Annotated in this window: 17 protein-coding genes; 10 read left to right on the top strand and 7 right to left on the bottom strand. The window is 61.5% G+C overall.

Features of this window, described 5'->3' with window-relative positions; all coding sequences use genetic code 11:
- Positions 1 to 65: 65 nt before the first annotated feature.
- The 4 genes from K6M89_RS10835 to K6M89_RS10820 all read right to left on the bottom strand — a co-directional run bounded on the left by K6M89_RS10835 (position 66) and on the right by K6M89_RS10820 (position 3,608).
- Positions 66 to 569 (bottom strand): GNAT family N-acetyltransferase, encoded by a 504-nt coding sequence (locus K6M89_RS10835; protein WP_222139424.1) that lies wholly within the window; start codon positions 567 to 569, stop codon positions 66 to 68.
- A 16-nt stretch (positions 570 to 585) separates the two neighbouring features.
- Positions 586 to 1,575, bottom strand: a complete 990-nt coding sequence (locus tag K6M89_RS10830; RefSeq protein ID WP_222139423.1) for a WD40 repeat domain-containing protein — start codon at positions 1,573 to 1,575, stop codon at positions 586 to 588.
- Positions 1,575 to 2,678: a CobW family GTP-binding protein gene (locus K6M89_RS10825; protein ID WP_222139422.1), complete on the bottom strand. Its 1,104-nt coding sequence runs from the start codon at positions 2,676 to 2,678 to the stop codon at positions 1,575 to 1,577. Before K6M89_RS10825 ends, K6M89_RS10830 begins: the two co-directional genes overlap by 1 nt.
- A 147-nt stretch (positions 2,679 to 2,825) precedes the next feature.
- Entirely contained in the window at positions 2,826 to 3,608 is a 783-nt protein-coding gene (locus tag K6M89_RS10820) for a creatininase family protein (RefSeq protein WP_222139421.1), read from the bottom strand.
- An 85-nt stretch (positions 3,609 to 3,693) separates the two neighbouring features.
- Between K6M89_RS10820 and K6M89_RS10815 the strand changes: the two genes are divergently transcribed.
- From K6M89_RS10815 to K6M89_RS10805, 3 genes are all read left to right on the top strand, one after another.
- A complete protein-coding gene (locus K6M89_RS10815) occupies positions 3,694 to 4,206 on the top strand; it encodes a MarR family winged helix-turn-helix transcriptional regulator (RefSeq protein WP_064683401.1) in 513 nt (170 codons plus the stop codon).
- A gap of 119 nt (positions 4,207 to 4,325) precedes the next feature.
- Complete coding sequence (locus K6M89_RS10810; protein ID WP_020922290.1) at positions 4,326 to 5,348, top strand: LacI family DNA-binding transcriptional regulator; 1,023 nt, start codon at positions 4,326 to 4,328, stop codon at positions 5,346 to 5,348.
- A gap of 26 nt (positions 5,349 to 5,374) precedes the next feature.
- Positions 5,375 to 6,361: a 2-hydroxyacid dehydrogenase gene (locus tag K6M89_RS10805; protein WP_222139420.1), complete on the top strand. Its 987-nt coding sequence runs from the start codon at positions 5,375 to 5,377 to the stop codon at positions 6,359 to 6,361.
- 12 nt (positions 6,362 to 6,373) lie between these two features.
- Here the strand turns inward: K6M89_RS10805 and K6M89_RS10800 are convergent, their stop codons facing one another.
- Entirely contained in the window at positions 6,374 to 7,153 is a 780-nt protein-coding gene (locus K6M89_RS10800; RefSeq protein ID WP_222139419.1) for a gamma-glutamyl-gamma-aminobutyrate hydrolase family protein, read from the bottom strand.
- Between K6M89_RS10800 and K6M89_RS10795 the strand changes: the two genes are divergently transcribed.
- Positions 7,131 to 7,340, top strand: coding sequence for a hypothetical protein (locus K6M89_RS10795; protein ID WP_222139418.1), 210 nt, complete (start codon positions 7,131 to 7,133; stop codon positions 7,338 to 7,340). The two genes, K6M89_RS10800 and K6M89_RS10795, sit on opposite strands and share 23 nt — an antisense overlap.
- A 104-nt stretch (positions 7,341 to 7,444) precedes the next feature.
- The gene (locus K6M89_RS10790; RefSeq protein WP_038691341.1) at positions 7,445 to 8,551 is read left to right on the top strand and encodes a TRAP transporter substrate-binding protein; all 1,107 of its coding nucleotides are present in this window, start codon (positions 7,445 to 7,447) and stop codon (positions 8,549 to 8,551) included.
- Positions 8,552 to 8,640: 89 nt separating this feature from the next.
- On the opposite strand, the gene K6M89_RS10785 is transcribed toward K6M89_RS10790, so the two are convergent.
- Together K6M89_RS10785 and K6M89_RS10780 are read right to left on the bottom strand one after the other, a co-directional pair.
- Positions 8,641 to 10,131 (bottom strand): TRAP transporter large permease, encoded by a 1,491-nt coding sequence (locus tag K6M89_RS10785; RefSeq protein ID WP_222139417.1) that lies wholly within the window; start codon positions 10,129 to 10,131, stop codon positions 8,641 to 8,643.
- A gap of 19 nt (positions 10,132 to 10,150) precedes the next feature.
- On the bottom strand, positions 10,151 to 10,690 hold the full coding sequence (locus tag K6M89_RS10780; protein ID WP_222139416.1) for a TRAP transporter small permease subunit: 540 nt from the start codon (positions 10,688 to 10,690) through the stop codon (positions 10,151 to 10,153).
- Positions 10,691 to 11,089: 399 nt separating this feature from the next.
- Here K6M89_RS10780 and K6M89_RS10775 point away from each other — a divergent pair, with 399 nt between their 5' ends.
- The 5 genes from K6M89_RS10775 to K6M89_RS10755 all read left to right on the top strand — a co-directional run bounded on the left by K6M89_RS10775 (position 11,090) and on the right by K6M89_RS10755 (position 16,487).
- The gene (locus tag K6M89_RS10775) at positions 11,090 to 13,393 is read left to right on the top strand and encodes a putative bifunctional diguanylate cyclase/phosphodiesterase (RefSeq protein WP_222139415.1); all 2,304 of its coding nucleotides are present in this window, start codon (positions 11,090 to 11,092) and stop codon (positions 13,391 to 13,393) included.
- 144 nt (positions 13,394 to 13,537) lie between these two features.
- Positions 13,538 to 14,290 (top strand): N-acyl amino acid synthase FeeM domain-containing protein, encoded by a 753-nt coding sequence (locus K6M89_RS10770; RefSeq protein ID WP_222139414.1) that lies wholly within the window; start codon positions 13,538 to 13,540, stop codon positions 14,288 to 14,290.
- A gap of 226 nt (positions 14,291 to 14,516) precedes the next feature.
- Positions 14,517 to 14,741 carry an aa3-type cytochrome c oxidase subunit IV gene (locus K6M89_RS10765; protein ID WP_097580418.1) on the top strand — a complete coding sequence of 75 codons (225 nt, stop codon included), beginning with the start codon at positions 14,517 to 14,519 and terminating at the stop codon, positions 14,739 to 14,741.
- Positions 14,742 to 14,941: 200 nt separating this feature from the next.
- The gene (locus K6M89_RS10760; protein WP_222139413.1) at positions 14,942 to 16,099 is read left to right on the top strand and encodes a Re/Si-specific NAD(P)(+) transhydrogenase subunit alpha; all 1,158 of its coding nucleotides are present in this window, start codon (positions 14,942 to 14,944) and stop codon (positions 16,097 to 16,099) included.
- Positions 16,089 to 16,487, top strand: coding sequence for a proton-translocating transhydrogenase family protein (locus tag K6M89_RS10755; protein WP_222139412.1), 399 nt, complete (start codon positions 16,089 to 16,091; stop codon positions 16,485 to 16,487). Before K6M89_RS10760 ends, K6M89_RS10755 begins: the two co-directional genes overlap by 11 nt.
- Position 16,488: the final 1 nt, after the last annotated feature.

Below are 16,488 nucleotides of genomic sequence, written 5' to 3'. Positions count from 1 at the left end.
GCGCGGTCACTTCCTGCGCGCGGTTCATGTTTCGCCTGGCCAAGGCATTTGGCAAGTCCAATGTTCTACGGCCCTGGATCAGACGGCTGTAGGCAAGGCGTCAGCTCCGGAAGCCGGCGCCAGTGATAGAGCACGTCGGGCTCCTTTTCCTCATTGTCGAGACCATCGGTCTTTTCCTCGACGGAAAAACCGTGCCGCTCGTAGAAAGCGCGGGCGCCGCTATTGCGCTGGAATGTCCACAGCCTGATTTCATCCATCTCCTCCCGGGCGCAGCCGAGCAACAGCGAGCCGATGCCGATATTCTGGAGATCGGGGAGAACGTAAAGCTGTTCGATCCAACCGTCACCATAGGCGATAACGCCGCCCAGCCGGTTTCCGATCTCGGCGCCGAGGATGGTGCAATTCGGCAGGAGATGCGTGCGCCAGTACTGCTCTTCTTCCTCAGGCGTATGCAGATCCGGCAGCCAGGGCAATCGCCGCCACAGGGCGACGCGCCTGATTGCCGCCGCCGCCTGCATATGCTCGGCGCCAAGCGCCACGATCTCCGGTTCGGTCACGGCGTCGCCCATTGCCGGCAACAGGAGCTCACGCCGAAATATCGATGACGCCGCAATCGCCGGCTTCAGAGGCGAAAGCGAGCAGCTTGCCGTTTGCGCTCCAGCTCATCGCCGTGATCGCGCCCTTGCCGGGGCGGCGCAGCAGCGCTTCCTTGCTGTCGGCGATGCGCACGGCCAGAATCATGCCGTCGATGAAGCCGATGGCAAGAATGTCTTCCAGCGGGTGGAATTTCACCGAGGTTGCAATGATATTGGCGCGGGTGCCGAGTTCGAGCGGCGCCTTGCCCATCGGCCCGTCCTTGCCCTGGAAGGGCCAGACGATGGCTGCGGGCGCGCCTGATGAGGCGAGCCATTTGCCCTTTACCGACCAGGACAGCGATTTCACCTTGGCGGGATAGCCGGTCATGCGCATGTGCCGGGCCTCGGCGCCGGGTTTGCTGTCGAGCTTCCAGCCGTGCAGGGCATTTTCCTGCATCGAGGTGACGAGAAAATTGCCGTCAGGCGAGAAGGTGACGCCGGTATGCGCGCCCTTCCATTCGAGATCGACCGGTTTGGCGCTCGTGCCGACCCAATGCAGCGACACGCCATTGTAACGGGCGGCAGCGATGCGCAGCCCTTTCGGCGCGAAGGCGATGCCTTCGACCGTGCGTTCCTCCGGGAATTCCTTGGTCGTGCCGTCAGCGAGGCGGACGAGCGAGCTCTTGCCGTGAGAATAAGCGACGGCGCCCTGCGGGCCGGCCGCGACCTGCGAGATCCACTTGCGTGTCGCAGTCGCGAGCTCGCTGACGCTGCCGTCGGCGGCAATGCGGAGCACCTTGCCGTCCTCGCCGCCCGAGATCAGGCTGTCGCTATAGGGATCGCGGATGGCGGTGAGCATGCCCTGATGGGCCTCGCAAACCCTCTCGCCGCCGTCCAGCCGATGAAACGTGCCGTTTGCGTTTGCGAAGAAGGGGATGTCACCTAAAAATTCGACGGCCAGAACGTGGCCGTCGAGATCAAGCGGTGCAACTGTCGGCATCAGGCTGCTGCCTCGCATGCCTTGAAGGAGGCCTCGAGCTTTTCACGGTCGAGATCGCGGCCGATGAAGACCAGACGGCTTTCATGCTTCTCGCCGTCCTTCCAAGGGCGCTGATGATCGCCCTCGATGATCATGTGCACGCCCTGAACGACGTAACGCTCGGGATCGTCCTTGAAGGCGATGATGCCCTTGAGGCGTAGAATATTCGGGCCCTGGATCTGGGTAACCTTCTGGATCCAGGGGAAGAAGCGCTCCGGGTTCATCTCGCCGCCGCGCAGCGACACCGACTGCACCGTGACATCGTGAATCGCCGACATCGCGCCATGATGGTGATGGTCGTGATGGTCGTGATGGTGGTGATCGTGATCACCATGCTGATGATCGTGATCATGGTGATGATCGTGATCGCAGTCCGGGCCGCAGACATGGTCGTCATGGCCGTGTTCGAGGAAATGCGGATCGTTTTCGAGCGCCCGCTCCAGGTTGAAGGCGCCCTGGTCTAGCACGCGGGCGAGGTCGACGCCCGAGCGGCTGGTCTTGTAGACCCGGGCCGCAGGGTTGATGGCGCGGACAATGTCCTCGATCACGTCAAGTTCTTCCGCAGTCACCAGGTCGCTCTTGTTGATGACGACGACGTCGGCGAAGGCGATCTGGTCTTCGGCCTCGCGACTGTCCTTCAGGCGCAGCGGCAGGTGCTTGGCGTCGACGAGAGCGACAACGGCGTCGAGCTCGGTCTTGGCGCGCACGTCGTCATCCATGAAGAAGGTCTGGGCGACCGGCACCGGATCGGCAAGGCCCGTCGTTTCGACGATGATGCCGTCGAAGCGGCCGGGGCGGCGCATCAGGCCTTCGACGACGCGGATCAGGTCGCCGCGCACCGTGCAACAGACGCAGCCATTGTTCATCTCGTAGATTTCCTCGTCGGACTCGACGATCAGGTCGTTGTCGATGCCGATTTCGCCGAACTCGTTGACGATGACCGCATATTTCTTGCCGTGGTTTTCGGAGAGGATGCGGTTGAGCAACGTCGTCTTGCCGGCACCGAGATAACCGGTGAGCACGGTGACGGGAATGGGCTTCTGGGTGGCTGTCGCGTCGGTCATGAGAACCTCTAGGATTAGGCGTGCGGCCGAGCGGCTTTGGATCGGCTGCTTAAACGGTTGGTCTCATATTATGGCATGGGCGCGGCAGTTCAAAGGGTTTTATAATGTTATAAGATCACGTCATCTGCCCGTGCAAATCAGTCGTCTTCACCGGAGCTCGCCGACGTCGAAGGCATCGACATCTTCCAGCAGCTCCACCAGGCCCCTTACCGCATGGGCAATCAGCGCCTCGCCCTTTTCAGCCGTCGCCGCCGCGGCATTGCCTGCCACGCCTTCGGCATTGAGATCCGACATCTTCCAGCCGAAGGCGTGCGGCCCGTAGGCGCGCAGATGTTTGAAGCGCTCGGCAAATTCCGTCTGACGCGAAGGGAAATCTGCAGCCTTCGCCATATCGACCCTGTCAGGATGAAGCGCCAGCATGACCGAGGTCTCGATATCGCCGCCATGAATGCCGATCGCCTTTTCCTCGGAAGGGATCACCCCATCCGGCAGGCCGAAGCGAGTCCAGCTCGTCGCCACGGCCAGCATGGCAAAGCGGACCCGCGCCTCGGTCGCGACGATCGTCATCACGGGCGAGTTGCCGCCATGGGCGTTCAGCATCACCAATTTACGGATATCCTGCTTGGCCAGGCCTTCGGCAATGCCCAGCCAGCGGTTGACCGCCTCGTCGAAGGCGAGCGTCTTCGTTCCTTCAACATCCAAATGCTCTATGGAGTAGCCGACCGATTCGGGGGGCAGGAAGGTGATCGGCAAGCCGGCGGGCAGCGCCGCCTTCAATCGTTGGGCGATGCCTTCGGCAATCAGCGTGTCGGTTTCGAAGGGCAGGTGAGGGCCGTGCTGCTCATGAGCACCAAGCGGCAGCACGGCGATGGGGTGGCGCGGGGCAGAGGCCGGGCGGCTCTCGTCGAAGCGGGGCGAAGGCGTCATCATCCGGTCGTTGCCTCTTGTTTATGACGAGATCCTGGGCAATGTCATATCGCAGCGGCGTCGGGGCTTAAAGATCAAAGGGATGGCTATGGGAAAGAAGCATAAGGACGGCAAGAAGAGCAAGTCCAAGAAGAAGGACCAGACGGAGTATACGCTCGTCGATCTCTCGCCGGCGCTGACCCAGGCGGCTCGTTCCATGCGTACGGTGCTCTCGCGCAACCTGTTCGAAAGCGGCCTCTATGCCGGCCAGGACGGCGTCATTCTCTCGCTCGCCGAGAGCGACGGCATGACGGCGGGCGGCCTTGCCCAGAAGCTCGGCGTCAAGGCGCCGACGATGACCCGCACGATCGGCCGCATGGAGGCGCAGGGCTTCCTCGAGCGCAAGCCGGACGCCGAGGATGCGCGCCTGACCAAGGTCTATCTCACTGCGCTCGGCCGTGACAGCGTGCGGGCGATCGAGATGGCGGCCTCGGCCTGCGACAGGCTGGCGACGCTGGAATTTTCAGAAAAGGAAATCCGCAATCTCGTGCGCCTCTTGAAGGCGATCGACGCCAATCTGCAGGCCGAAGCGCTTCCTTTGGAAGAACATGACGAAGAGTGAAATTTCGCTGAAAAGACGAATTGCTTCCGCCTGTTAAATCTTTTAATTAAACATTTTAAGGGACCGCGCCGGTTTTCCGACGCGCTCTGCTGTCTTGCGTGCTGCCTGGAGGAGGACACGTGGTCCAGAAGATCAAGCTTTCGACAATCGCCGAAACGCTCGGCATTTCAACGGCGACGGTATCGCTCGCCTTGCGCGACAGTCCGCTGGTTGCCGGCAATACGCGGGAGAAGATCAAGGAACAGGCGCGCGCGCTCGGCTACATCTACAATCGCCGTGCCGCGAGCCTGCGCACCTCGCGCTCCGGCATCATCGGCGTCGTCGTGCACGACATCATGAATCCCTTCTACGGCGAGATCCTGAAGGCGATCGAAAGTGAGCTCGATCGCAGCCGTCACACCTTCATCCTTTCCAACCATTACGACAATGTCGAAAAGCAGCGCACCTTCATCGAGACGCTCCTGCAGCTCGGCGGCGACGGCGTCATCATGTCGCCGGCGATCGGCACGCCGCCGGAAGATCTGCAGCTGGCGGAGGAAAACGGCATGCCGGCAATCCTTGTCGCCCGCTCGATGGATGGTCTGGAGCTGCCGACCTATCGCGGTGACGACAGCTACGGCATTTCGCTTGCCACCAACCACCTGATCGGCCTCGGTCACCGCTCGATCGCGATGATCGGCGGCACGGACCAGACGTCCACCGGCCGCGACCGCTACCAGGGTTATGTCAATGCGCTGCGCAAGGCCGGCATCGAAGTCGATCCGAACCTGCGCATTCCCGGCCCGCGCTCGAAGCAGGGCGGTTTCGAGGCCGCGGTGCATTTCCTCTCGCTGCCTCAGAAGCCGACGGCGGCCGTCTGCTGGAACGATCTCGTCGCCATCGGCCTGATGAACGGCATTGCTCGTGCCGGCCTGGTGCCAGGGCGCGACATTTCCGTCACCGGTTATGACGATCTCGAGGAAGCTTCGATCGCCACGCCGGCGCTGACGACCGTCTGGAACGGCCAGACCGAAGTCGGCCGCCTGGCTGCGCGCGCGCTTCTCGATCGTCTCGCTGGCAGTCACGAACCTGACGGCATGCATCTCATCAAGCCGGAAATGCGCATCCGCCAGTCGACCAGTCCCCATCGGCCCCGCGCCTGAACCAGCCCCGTCCAAGAGGAAAAGCCATGTCCCGCATCGCCATTCTCGTTCCTGGGAAGATACACGAGCGTGTTCTCGAAAGGCTGAAGGATCGTTTTGAGATCATTGCCGTCGCTCGCGAGGAAAAGCTGGCGCTCGACGGCGAGACAGCCGGCCGCATCCGCGGCGTCGCCGTCTCCGGCGCTTTTCCCGGCACCTGGATGGACCAGCTGCCTGGTGTCGAGGTGATCGCCAGTTTCGGCGTCGGTTATGACGGTATGGATGTAAAACGGGCAGCCGAAAAGGGCATCGTCGTCACCAATACGCCTGACGTTCTCAACGACGAGGTTGCCGACACGGCGCTCGGCCTGCTCTTGAACACGATCCGCGAATTGCCGCGGGCCGAAGCCTGGCTGCGTGCGGGCAACTGGAAGCCGGGCACGGCCTATCCGCTGTCGCGTTTCTCGCTCAAGGGCCGTCATGTCGGGCTCTACGGCCTCGGCCGCATCGGGCTCGAGATTGCCAAGCGGCTGGAGCCGTTCAAGGTAAAGATCAGCTATCACACACGGTCGCGCCATGCCGATGCGCCGTATGATTATTACCCGACGTTGAAGGGACTGGCCGAGGCGGTGGACACATTGATCGCCATCGTTCCGAAGACGCCGCAGACGCACAAGACGATCGATGCCGATATTCTCGCCGCTCTCGGTCCGAACGGCATCCTCGTCAATGTCGGCCGCGGCTGGACGGTGGATGAAGAGGCGCTGAGTGCGGCTCTTGCGTCAGGCGCGCTCGGTGCGGCCGGCCTCGACGTCTTCTATGAAGAGCCGACCGTGCCGGCGACGCTCATGGAACCGGCCAATGCCGTGCTGCTGCCGCACGTCGCCTCGGCCTCCGTGCCCACGCGCAATGCGATGGCCGATCTCGTGGCCGACAATCTGATCGCCTGGTTCGAGAAGGGGGCGGCGCTGACGCCGGTGCCGGAGACACCGCAAAAGGTTTGGAGACGCGATGGTTCAAGCTGGCGCGCCTGAGCTGGCCAGTGGTCACGCGATCGCCTGCGCCGCGGTCACGGGCGGTTTGGCGGCAGCGTAACTGCGAACGGCATCGCCGAAGGCGGCAAACAGCCCGTTCGACGTCTTGTCGGTTTCGACCCAATATTCCGGATGCCATTGCACGCCGACGGCGAAGGCCTTGGCATCGATGACGGAAACGGCCTCCACGGTGCCGTCCTCGGCGGTGGCCTCCACCTGCAGGCGCGGCGCGGTCCTGGCGATCGCCTGGCGATGCAGCGAGTTGACGCGGATATCGCCCGGGCCGATGATGCCGGCAATGCAGGACCCTTCCTTGACGTGGACAGTCTGCCGGATGGCGTACATGCCGTCACGGTCGACGCCTTCCGGCCGGCGATGGTCCCAGATGCCGGGTTGCTCGTGGATCTCGCTTGCCAGCGAGCCGCCGAGGGCGACATTCAGCTCCTGAATGCCGCGGCAGATGGCGAGCAGCGGTATGGCGCGATCGATGGCGCGGCGGATGAGCGGCAGGCTTGTGGCGTCGCGGGCGGGATCGAAGGGACCGTCCTTGTCATTTGCCTCGGCGCCGTAAAGTGAAGGATGCACATTGCTGGCCGAGCCCGATACCAGCAGACCATCGACGCGGTCGAGGATCGCGTCTGTGTCGTAGCCAGCCTCGAAAGCCGGGATGACAAAGGCCATGACGCCGGCCGCATTCAATGCGGCACTGAGATATTGATGCTGCACGGCGTGCCAGGTCGCGCCGTCGAAGCTGCGAATATCGGCAGGAATGGCAACGATCGGTTTCGTCATGTTTGCCCCGGTGAAATCTTCTGCTTGTCGTTTCTGCCGCCAGAATGGCCGCGAAGTCAACGTTTGGCTGCAGCTGGCGGCCGATTTCCGCCAAGACCTCGTCGTGGCGGCTGTCCTCGCGGCTAAGCTGCTGATTTTGATGGGTGCCTGCCTGTTGCCTTATTGCCGTCTTGATGCCAAAGGCTAATAGACTAAAGCTTGAATCGCGGCCCTCGCCATGCTTAGCTCTGCCCTCGCTGCGGGTAGGGGTGAAGATTGGCCGCGCAGTGCCATCTATACGGGAGGTTTTTGATGGATCGTCGTTCGTTTTTCAAGAAGGCGGGAACCGCCGGGGCCGGCGCGGTCGCCGCAACGGCATTGGCAGCGCCTGCGATCGCGCAGGAGAATCCGAAGATCGCGTGGCGCATGACGTCGTCGTTTCCGAAGAGCTTGGATACGATCTATGGCGGTGCCGAAGACATCGCCAAGCATGTTGCCGCCGCCACGGACGGCAACTTCACCATCCAGCCTTTCGCGGCCGGTGAAGTCGTGCCGGGGCTGCAGGCCGTCGATGCGGTGGCTGCCGGCACGGTCGAGGCAGCCCACACCACCTCCTATTATTTCGTCGGCAAGGATCCGACCTACGCCATCGGAACGGCCATTCCGTTCGGGCTCAACAGCCGCCTGACCAATGCCTGGTTTAATGACGGCAACGGCAACAAGCTGATGAACGAGTTTTATGCCACGCAGGGCATGTATGCTTTGCCGGCCGGCAATACCGGTGCCCAGATGGGCGGCTGGTTCCGCAAGGAAATCAACACGCTCGACGACCTGAAGGGCGTCAAGATGCGCATCGCCGGCCTGGCCGGCCGGGTCATGGAAAAGGTCGGCGTCGTCCCGCAGCAGATCGCCGGCGGCGACATCTACCCGGCGCTCGAAAAGGGCACGATCGATGCGGCGGAATTCGTCGGTCCCTATGACGATCTGAAGCTCGGCTTCCACAAGGTGGCGAAATATTACTATTATCCGGGCTGGTGGGAAGGCGGCCCGACGGTGCATGCGTTCTTCAACCTCGACAAATGGAGCAACCTGCCAAAGCACTACCAGGCAGCGCTCACCGACGCCTGCGCCTTCGCCAACACCAACATGCTGGCGAAATACGACACGAAGAACCCGACTGCGCTGAAGCAGCTCGTCGCCGAAGGCGCGACGTTGCGCCCATTCAGTCAAGAGATCATGGAGGCCTGCTTCCAGGCGGCCATGGGCATCTACGGCGAAATCTCGGCCAACAACCAGTATTTCAAGAAGATCTACGACGACCAGACCGCTTTCAAGCGCGACGCCTATCTCTGGATGCAGCTCTCGGAATACACGTTTGATACGTTCATGATGATCCAGCAGCGGGCCGGCAAGCTCTAAGCGCTTCCATCGGCGCGTGACACGAACGCATACCAAAACCCCGGATCGCTTGATCCGGGGTTTTGTTTTGGCCCTGTTATTTCCGGGAGTTATTTCGCAGGTGGCGGCGGGGCTCCCGGCAAGCCGAGCGGCGGCAGGTTCAGGCCGGGGATCTGCGGCGCGCCATTGCCGCCGCCGCCCACCGGCGGCAGGCCGAGCTGGCCGCCGAAGCCCGGCACTTCGATCTTGATCGAGTTTGGGTCGACCTTCGGGCCGCGGTCCAGCCAGTAGGTGACCGATTGCGGCCAGAAGATCACGATTGCCACCAGGATGATCTGCATGCCGACCCAGGGCAGCGCGCCCATATAGATATCGGAGGTCTTGACGTCCTTGCTGGCGATCGAGCGCAGATAGAAGAGCGCGAAGCCGAAGGGCGGATGCATGAAGCTCGTCTGCATGTTGACGCAGATCAGCACGCCGAACCAGATCAGGTCGATGCCGAGACTGGAAGCGACGGGGGCGAGCATCGGGATGACGATGAAGGCGATTTCGAAGAAATCGAGGAAGAAGGCGAGCACGAAGATGAAGATGTTGACGAAGATCAGGAAGCCGACCGGGCCGCCTGGGATACCCGACAGCATGTGCTCGATCCAGCGCGAACCGTCCATGCCCTGGAAGACGAGGCTGAAACAGGTGGAGCCGATCAGGATCATCACCACCATCGAGGTGATGTGGGTGGTCGACGTCATCGCCTCGCGGATCAGCGGCCAGGTGAGACGACGATGCAAGGCGGCAAGCCCCATGGCGCCGACCACGCCGAGCGCGCCGGCTTCCGTCGGCGTCGCAAGCCCCATGAAGATCGTGCCGAGCACCAGGAAGATCAGCACGATCGATGGCACCATGCCCATCATCACTTTGGCGAGCAGCGCCCAGTCAAGGTTGCCGCGCACCTCTTTCGGCAGCGGCGGCATCGATTTCGGCCGGATGATCGACATGACAAGGATGAAGAGGACGAAGATCGCCACCTGCAGGATCGAGGGGCCGATCGCGCCGAGATACATGTCGCCGACCGATCTGCCGAGCTGGTCGGCGAGGACGACGAGCACGAGCGAGGGCGGGATCACCTGGGTGATGGTGCCGGAGGCGGCGATGACGCCGGTGGCAAGGCGCGGGCTGTAACCGTAGCGCAGCATGATCGGCAGCGAGATCACACCCATAGTGATGACGGAGGCGGCCACCGTGCCGGTGATGGCGCCGAGGACGGCGCCGACCAGGATGACGGCATAGGCAAGGCCGCCGGGAATGCCGCCAAAGAGCTTGCCGGTGCCTTCGAGCAGATCCTCGGCAAGGCCGCAGCGTTCCAGCACCGCGCCCATGAAGGTGAAGAAGGGGATGGCGAGCAGCAGGTCGTTGGAGACGATGCCGAAAAAGCGCAGGGGCAGCGCTTGCAGAAAGGCTTCGCTGAAATGGCCGGTGGCGATGCCGATGATGCCGAAGAACAGGCCGACGGCGGCGAGTGAAAAGGCGACCGGAAAGCCGTAGAGCATGAAGAGGACCATGCCCAGGAACATGGCCGGCGGAATAATGCCGAAATCAAACAAATCCGTTCCTCCCGGGGCGCTATTGCAGCGGCTTTTCGTATTTTGTGTCGATGCTGATATGGCCGGTGAGGGCGGCGATCCGCTTGATCAGCTCGGAAACGCCCTGAAGGGACAGCAGTCCGAAGCCTGCGACCAGGATCAGCTTGACGGGCCAGCGGATCAGTCCGCCGGCATTGCCCGATATTTCCCCCTGCCGGTAGGACAGTGCGAAGAAAGGCCAGCAGAGCCAGGTGAGGAAGATGCAGACGGGGATGAGGAACAGGATGAGGCCGACGATGTCGATCCAGATCTTCGCCTTGTCGGACACTGCGCCATAGATCAGGTCGACGCGGACATGCTCATTGTTGCGCAACGCATGCGAGGCGCCGAGCATGACAACGAAGGCGAACAGATACCACTGGATTTCCAGCCAGCCATTCGAACTGTAGTTGAAGGCATAGCGGACGATGGCATTTCCGGCACTAATCAGACAGCAGAACAGCACCATATATTCGGAAAGTTTGCCCATGATCCGACTGACCGAATCGATCAGCCGGCTTGCCGCCAGAAGTCCCGACATTCGTTTCCCTTATTCTTGTCCTGCCGTTATTCGGCAGCTTTCCCTCTTAGGAATCGGTGTAGACTACGGCCCTCGAAATTGGAAGGATAAATGCCGCGCATAGGCGCATAGACGTATAGCGCCGTCGCCTTTCTTGCGCGGACTTGGGATTTTTCCGAAAACGATTCCGATTTTCAGGGCTGAGGTGGTACTAAGACGGCCGCCCGCATGGCCGGTAGGGTATTTTAACAACCCAGGCGTGGATGATTATTTCAACAATCTCGCGACAAGGCTGCATTGTCACGCCAAGGCTGTGCTGTTCACCCTTAGGTTTTAGAAAATTTGACCAAATGTTTGATTCGATTGAAATCAATTTTTAAAGGGTTGCCTCTAGAATTCCCGCGCACAGGGAAAGTGTGGATGAAGCCAGATAGCCCGAACAGGGTCCCTTTAGACGTGTATCTGTCGTTTGTGAGTTCCCTTTCCGGGAACCGCATGACGCTTCTTGCTGGCGTAATCGTCCACGTGGCGACATGCCTTGCCGTCGCCGCCAAGACACAGTCTTCCGTCTACATTCTCCTCTCTGCCGCCTTCCTTCTGGTCTTCAGCGTCCGCATGGCCATCTTCCGGCAGTTTGACCGTGTCGACAAGGAGAAGCTGTCGCACGCCGGAATCGAGCGTTGGGAGCGGATTCTGGTTGCCGGTGCTGCCTGCACTACGGCATTGCTTGGTATCGCCAGCGGCTACGCGATCTTCGTCGTGCGCGATTCCTTTGCCGAGCTTGCCTGCATTGCCGTCACTATGGCAACCATGGTTTCGGTCGTCGGCCGCAACTACGGTTCGCGCCTCGCGGTCGACCTTCAGACGTTCTCCTGCTGCCTGCCGATGATCGTCTGCAGCCTGTTGGCGCTGGATTTCTACCGCGGTCTACTGTCGATCTTCCTTATTCCCTTCTGGCTGACGACGCGGGCAATGGCGAATGGCGTGCGCGAGTTCCTTTACGAGAATGTGATCGCGCGCCGGGAAATCACCATGATCGCCGACCGTTTCGATACAGCGCTCAACAACATGCCCCATGGCCTGGTGATGGTGGATGTGGAAAATCGCATTCAGGTCGTCAACCGCAAGGCCTGCGAGCTATTGAGGATCGGTGCACCGGAGCGGCTGAAGGATCGCGACCTCGGCGCCGTGCTGCGTTATGGCGCGCGTTACAGCTTCATGGATGCCTCGCAGCCGGAGCTCATCCTGCGCCAGCTCACTCAGGTCGCCGACGGCAACCTGTCACGTACGCTCATTCATTTCCCTGAGGACCTGTCGCTCGAATTCTCTGCCAGCCGGAGGGCAGACGGCGGCGCCGTTCTGATCTTCGAAGACGTGTCGAGCCGGGTGAAGGCGGAGCAGAAGATCATGCACATGGTCCGCTTCGATGCGCTGACCGGCCTGCCGAACCGCGAATATTTCGGGCAACTGGTCCAAGAATATCTCGCCAGGCACCCGCGCAAATCAGGACCGCTCGGCTTCATGGTTCTTGATATCGACGAGTTCAAACATGTCAACGACATGCGTGGTCACGTCACCGGCGACCATCTGCTTTGCGCCATCGCCGCCCGCATCAAGCAGGCTTGCGGCAATGCCATCCTCGGCCGGTTGATGGGCGATCAGTTCATCCTGTTCTTCCCGCATGCGAAGGAGCCCACATCGCTCGAGCTCTCGATTCGCCGCGTGCACGCCGCGATCCAGGGCCATTATGAGGTCGACGAGCTGACCTTCCTCGTGTCGCTCAGCGCCGGCTACGCGATCCTCGAAAGCTCGGCCTTTGCAATGGATGAGTGGAGCGTCAAGGCGGATCTTGCCCTGTTCGAAAGCAAGTCCCGCCTCAAGGGCGGCATATCCGGATTCGAGCGGGAGATGGACGGGCGCTATATCGAGCAGCAGAAGCTGAAGGCTGACCTGCGCGAAGCGGTTTCGGCGCAGGCGCTGCATCTCGTCTTCCAGCCGATGTTCCGGGCCGATGGCACACGGATAGAATGCGCCGAGGCCTTAGCCCGCTGGGTGCATCCGGAGAAGGGCTCGATTCCGCCCGATGTGTTCATCCGGCTTGCCGAAGAGATGGGCATTATCTCCGACATCACCCGTTTCGTCCTGTTCAAGGCCTGCAGCGAGTGCATGAGCTGGCCGGACCATATCGCCGTCTCGGTCAACCTCTCGGCGCGCGACCTGCGCGATGCCGATATCCTTTCCGTGGTCGCCGATGCGCTCACTCATTCCGGCCTCGATGCGGCGCGGCTGCATCTCGAAGTCACCGAAAGCTGCCTGATCGACGAGCCGCAGGCCGTGCGCGCCATCCTGGCGGAGCTGAGGGCTCGCGGCATCACAATCGCCATTGACGATTTCGGCACCGGTTTCTCCAGCCTCAGCTATCTCGACACGCTGCCGCTCGATATCGTCAAGATCGACCGTTCCTTCGTGCGCAACATCGTCGAGGATACCCGCCGTCTCAAGCTGTTGCGCGGCACGGTCCATCTCGCCCGCGAACTCGGCCTGAAGATCGTCATCGAGGGCGTCGAGACCGAGGAGCAGCTCGCGCTGCTCAACAAGCACCGCAGCACCGATCTGGTGCAGGGCTATGTTTTCTCGCAGCCGGTGCCTTCCCAAAACATCCCGCTGTTGCAGCAGGGCATCGGCCGCCGCCCCGTGCAACGTCGCCGCAATAAGGTCGCCTGAACGCTCTGTGAGCGCCAATTCTTCCGCTGACAATCCCCCGCACCGTTAACCTTAATAGTTTATATACGGGCCGAATTATCGGATTTCCTTGCCTAAATTTCACCGGCGTATGATTAATGATCCGTTAACGAGCGGATCGAGAGAATGTCAGAGACACTGTTCAAGCGTGGTGATTTCAGCACGAAAATTTTGGATATTTTGGATCATGTCGAATATCGCCGCGTCGAAAGCAGCGAAGACATGGAACAGGTGGAACGCCTGCGTTACAAGGCTTACAAGGCCCATGACGTCCTGGCGCTCGCTCCGAAAGGGCTGCTTGATGACAGCGATTTCGACAGCCACGCCTATATTTTCGGGTTGTACTATTATGGTGAGCTGATCAGCACGATCCGAGTTCATTATGTGACACCTGATCACCGCCTCAGTCAGTCCGGTGGCGCTTTTCCTGAAGCGATGGACGAGCTCCTGGATGCCGGGTTGACGTTGATTGATCCGGCGCGTTTCGCAGCTGACCCGGAACTCACCGCGGATCTGCCCTGGGTTCCCTATCTGACGCTGAGACCCACCATCGTTGCGGCCGCCTATTTCCGCGCAGACCGTGTGCTTCAGTTCGTTCGACCGCCGCATGCCGCTTTCTATAAGCGGGTCTTCTATGCCGACACGATCGTCCCTGGCCGACTGGCGAAGAATTACGGGATCGACATGACGCTGATGGCGACGAATGTGGTCGAGGTCGGGCGCAAGCTGTTGACGCGCTATCCCTTCTTCATCTCCAGCGCCAGCGAGCAGCGTATGATGTTCTCGCGCAATCCCAACGACACGTTGCCGCCGCTCACCATTATTCCGACGGCGCGTTTCGTGCCGCCGGGTGAACTCGGCACTGACCTGCCGCTCTGATTTCTCCTGCCTCCGGACGGGGCGACATAGGGCGATGACAAGATCCGCAGCCGATGTCCCGCCATGCCTTTTTCCTCCGTGGGAGAGGGGTGGTTTGGAACTGTGGCTGCGGCATTCTCATGCATTGCGCTTTCGCCTGTCATTGTGTAATTCCTGCAGGCAGGGATTTCCCTCGGCCTAAGCGGGGGAATCAGGCAGCGCAGAGGCATTCAGGGAGACGATATTTATGGCCGAACATCATACCGGACCGGTCGAGACCGGCGCGCCGATGGATTACCGGGAACATGAAAAGACCTACGACATGTTCATCGCGGCCACGAAATACGGCTCGATGCTTCTCATCGTCCTCCTGCTTGCGATGACTGCCGGTTTCTTCGGCGGCGCCGGCCTTCTCGGCGGCCTCTTCGTCTTCATCATTCTTCTCGCTGCCGGCGTCTTCCTGGTCCGCTGATCGCGGCAAAGGGAGGGCTTCGCCGAAGCTTGTGACTGAAGCGCGTTGCGATCGTTCAGATTCGCTGTTCGTGCTTCAGGTCTTTATTTTCTCGCATATCGTTATCGCAGAACCGCCGGACAGTTTTGCGCGACATGCTTAGGTGCTTGGCCTGCGCAGGGAAGCCTGCGGCGGTCTGGCTGACCCGGAGGAGGGGGCAGTTGGGCAATATCGTTTTCGTTGCAAGGGAAATTGCCGGCGAGGAGACGCGTGTCGCGGCCTCCGCCGAGACCGTAAAGAAAATGAAGAGTTTCGGCTTCGACGTCGTCGTCGAAGCCGGCGCCGGGGCGGCGTCTCGTATTCCGGATGGAGAGTTCGAGGCGGCGGGCGCCAGGATCGGCAGTTTTGCCGACGCCGCCTCCGCCGACGTGGTGCTGAAGGTCCGCCGCCCGAACGAACAGGAAATCTCATCCTATAAAAGCGGCGCCGCGGTGATCGCCATCATGGATCCGTACGGCAATGACGAAGCGATCGCGGCTCTGGCCAGTGCCGGGCTTTCGGCTTTCGCGATGGAACTGATGCCGCGCATCACCCGCGCCCAATCGATGGACGTGCTGTCGTCCCAGGCCAATCTCGCCGGTTACCAGGCCGTCATCGAGGCGGCGGCGGTCTATGACCGCGCCATGCCGATGATGATGACGGCCGCCGGCACCGTGCCGGCCGCCAAGGTCTTCGTCATGGGTGCCGGCGTCGCCGGCCTCCAGGCGATCGCCACCGCGCGCCGTCTCGGCGCGGCGGTTTCGGCCACAGACGTCCGCCCGGCCGCCAAGGAGCAGGTCGCCTCGCTCGGCGCCAAGTTCATCGCCGTCGAGGACGACGAGTTCAAGGCGGCAGAAACGGCCGGTGGCTATGCCAAGGAAATGTCGGCCGACTATCAGGGCAAGCAGGCCGCACTCGTGGCCGAACATATTGCTAAGCAAGATATCGTCATCACCACCGCGCTGATCCCTGGTCGCGCCGCGCCGCGACTGGTTTCACGCGCCATGCTCGCCTCGATGAAGCCGGGTGCCGTTGCTGTCGACCTCGCGGTCGAGCGCGGCGGCAATATCGAGGGCGTCGTCGCCGGCGAGGTCGCCGATGTTGACGGTGTCAAGGTGATCGGTTTTGCCAATATGCCGGGCCGGGTTGCGGCCAGCGCCTCGGCGCTCTACGCCAAGAACCTCGTCACTTTCCTCGAGACCATGGTCAATAAGGAAACCGGCAGCGTCGTCGTCAACCTCGACGACGAGCTGGTCAAGGCGACGATGCTGACCTTTGCCGGTGACGTGGTTCATCCCGCCTTCGGCGGCGTGAAGAAGGGGACAACTGATGGCCAGTGAAGCAATGGACAGAGCGCTGGAACAGCTCGACCAGGCGGTGACCGCGGTGATTGCGGCGACGGCCCAGGCGCCGGAAGCGGCCAGTGCCGCCACCGGCGGGGCGATCGATCCCTTCGTCTTTCAATTCGCGATCTTCGTCTTGTCGATCTTCGTCGGTTATTACGTCGTGTGGTCGGTGACGCCGGCCCTGCATACGCCGCTGATGGCCGTCACCAATGCGATCTCCTCGGTCATCGTCGTCGGCGCACTGCTGGCGGTCGGCATCTCGACGAGCGGACTTGCGACCGGCTTCGGCTTCGTCGCCCTCGTGCTGGTTTCGGTCAATATCTTCGGCGGCTTCCTCGTCACGCAGCGGATGCTGTCGATGTACCGCAAGAAGGACCGGTGAG

Origin of the sequence: Rhizobium croatiense, from assembly GCF_019793465.1 — a bacterium.
In the GTDB taxonomy this organism is placed as follows: domain Bacteria; phylum Pseudomonadota; class Alphaproteobacteria; order Rhizobiales; family Rhizobiaceae; genus Rhizobium; species Rhizobium croatiense.
The sequence above is the reverse complement of the archived record's forward strand: the minus strand, read 5'-3'. Positions and strand labels throughout refer to the sequence as shown.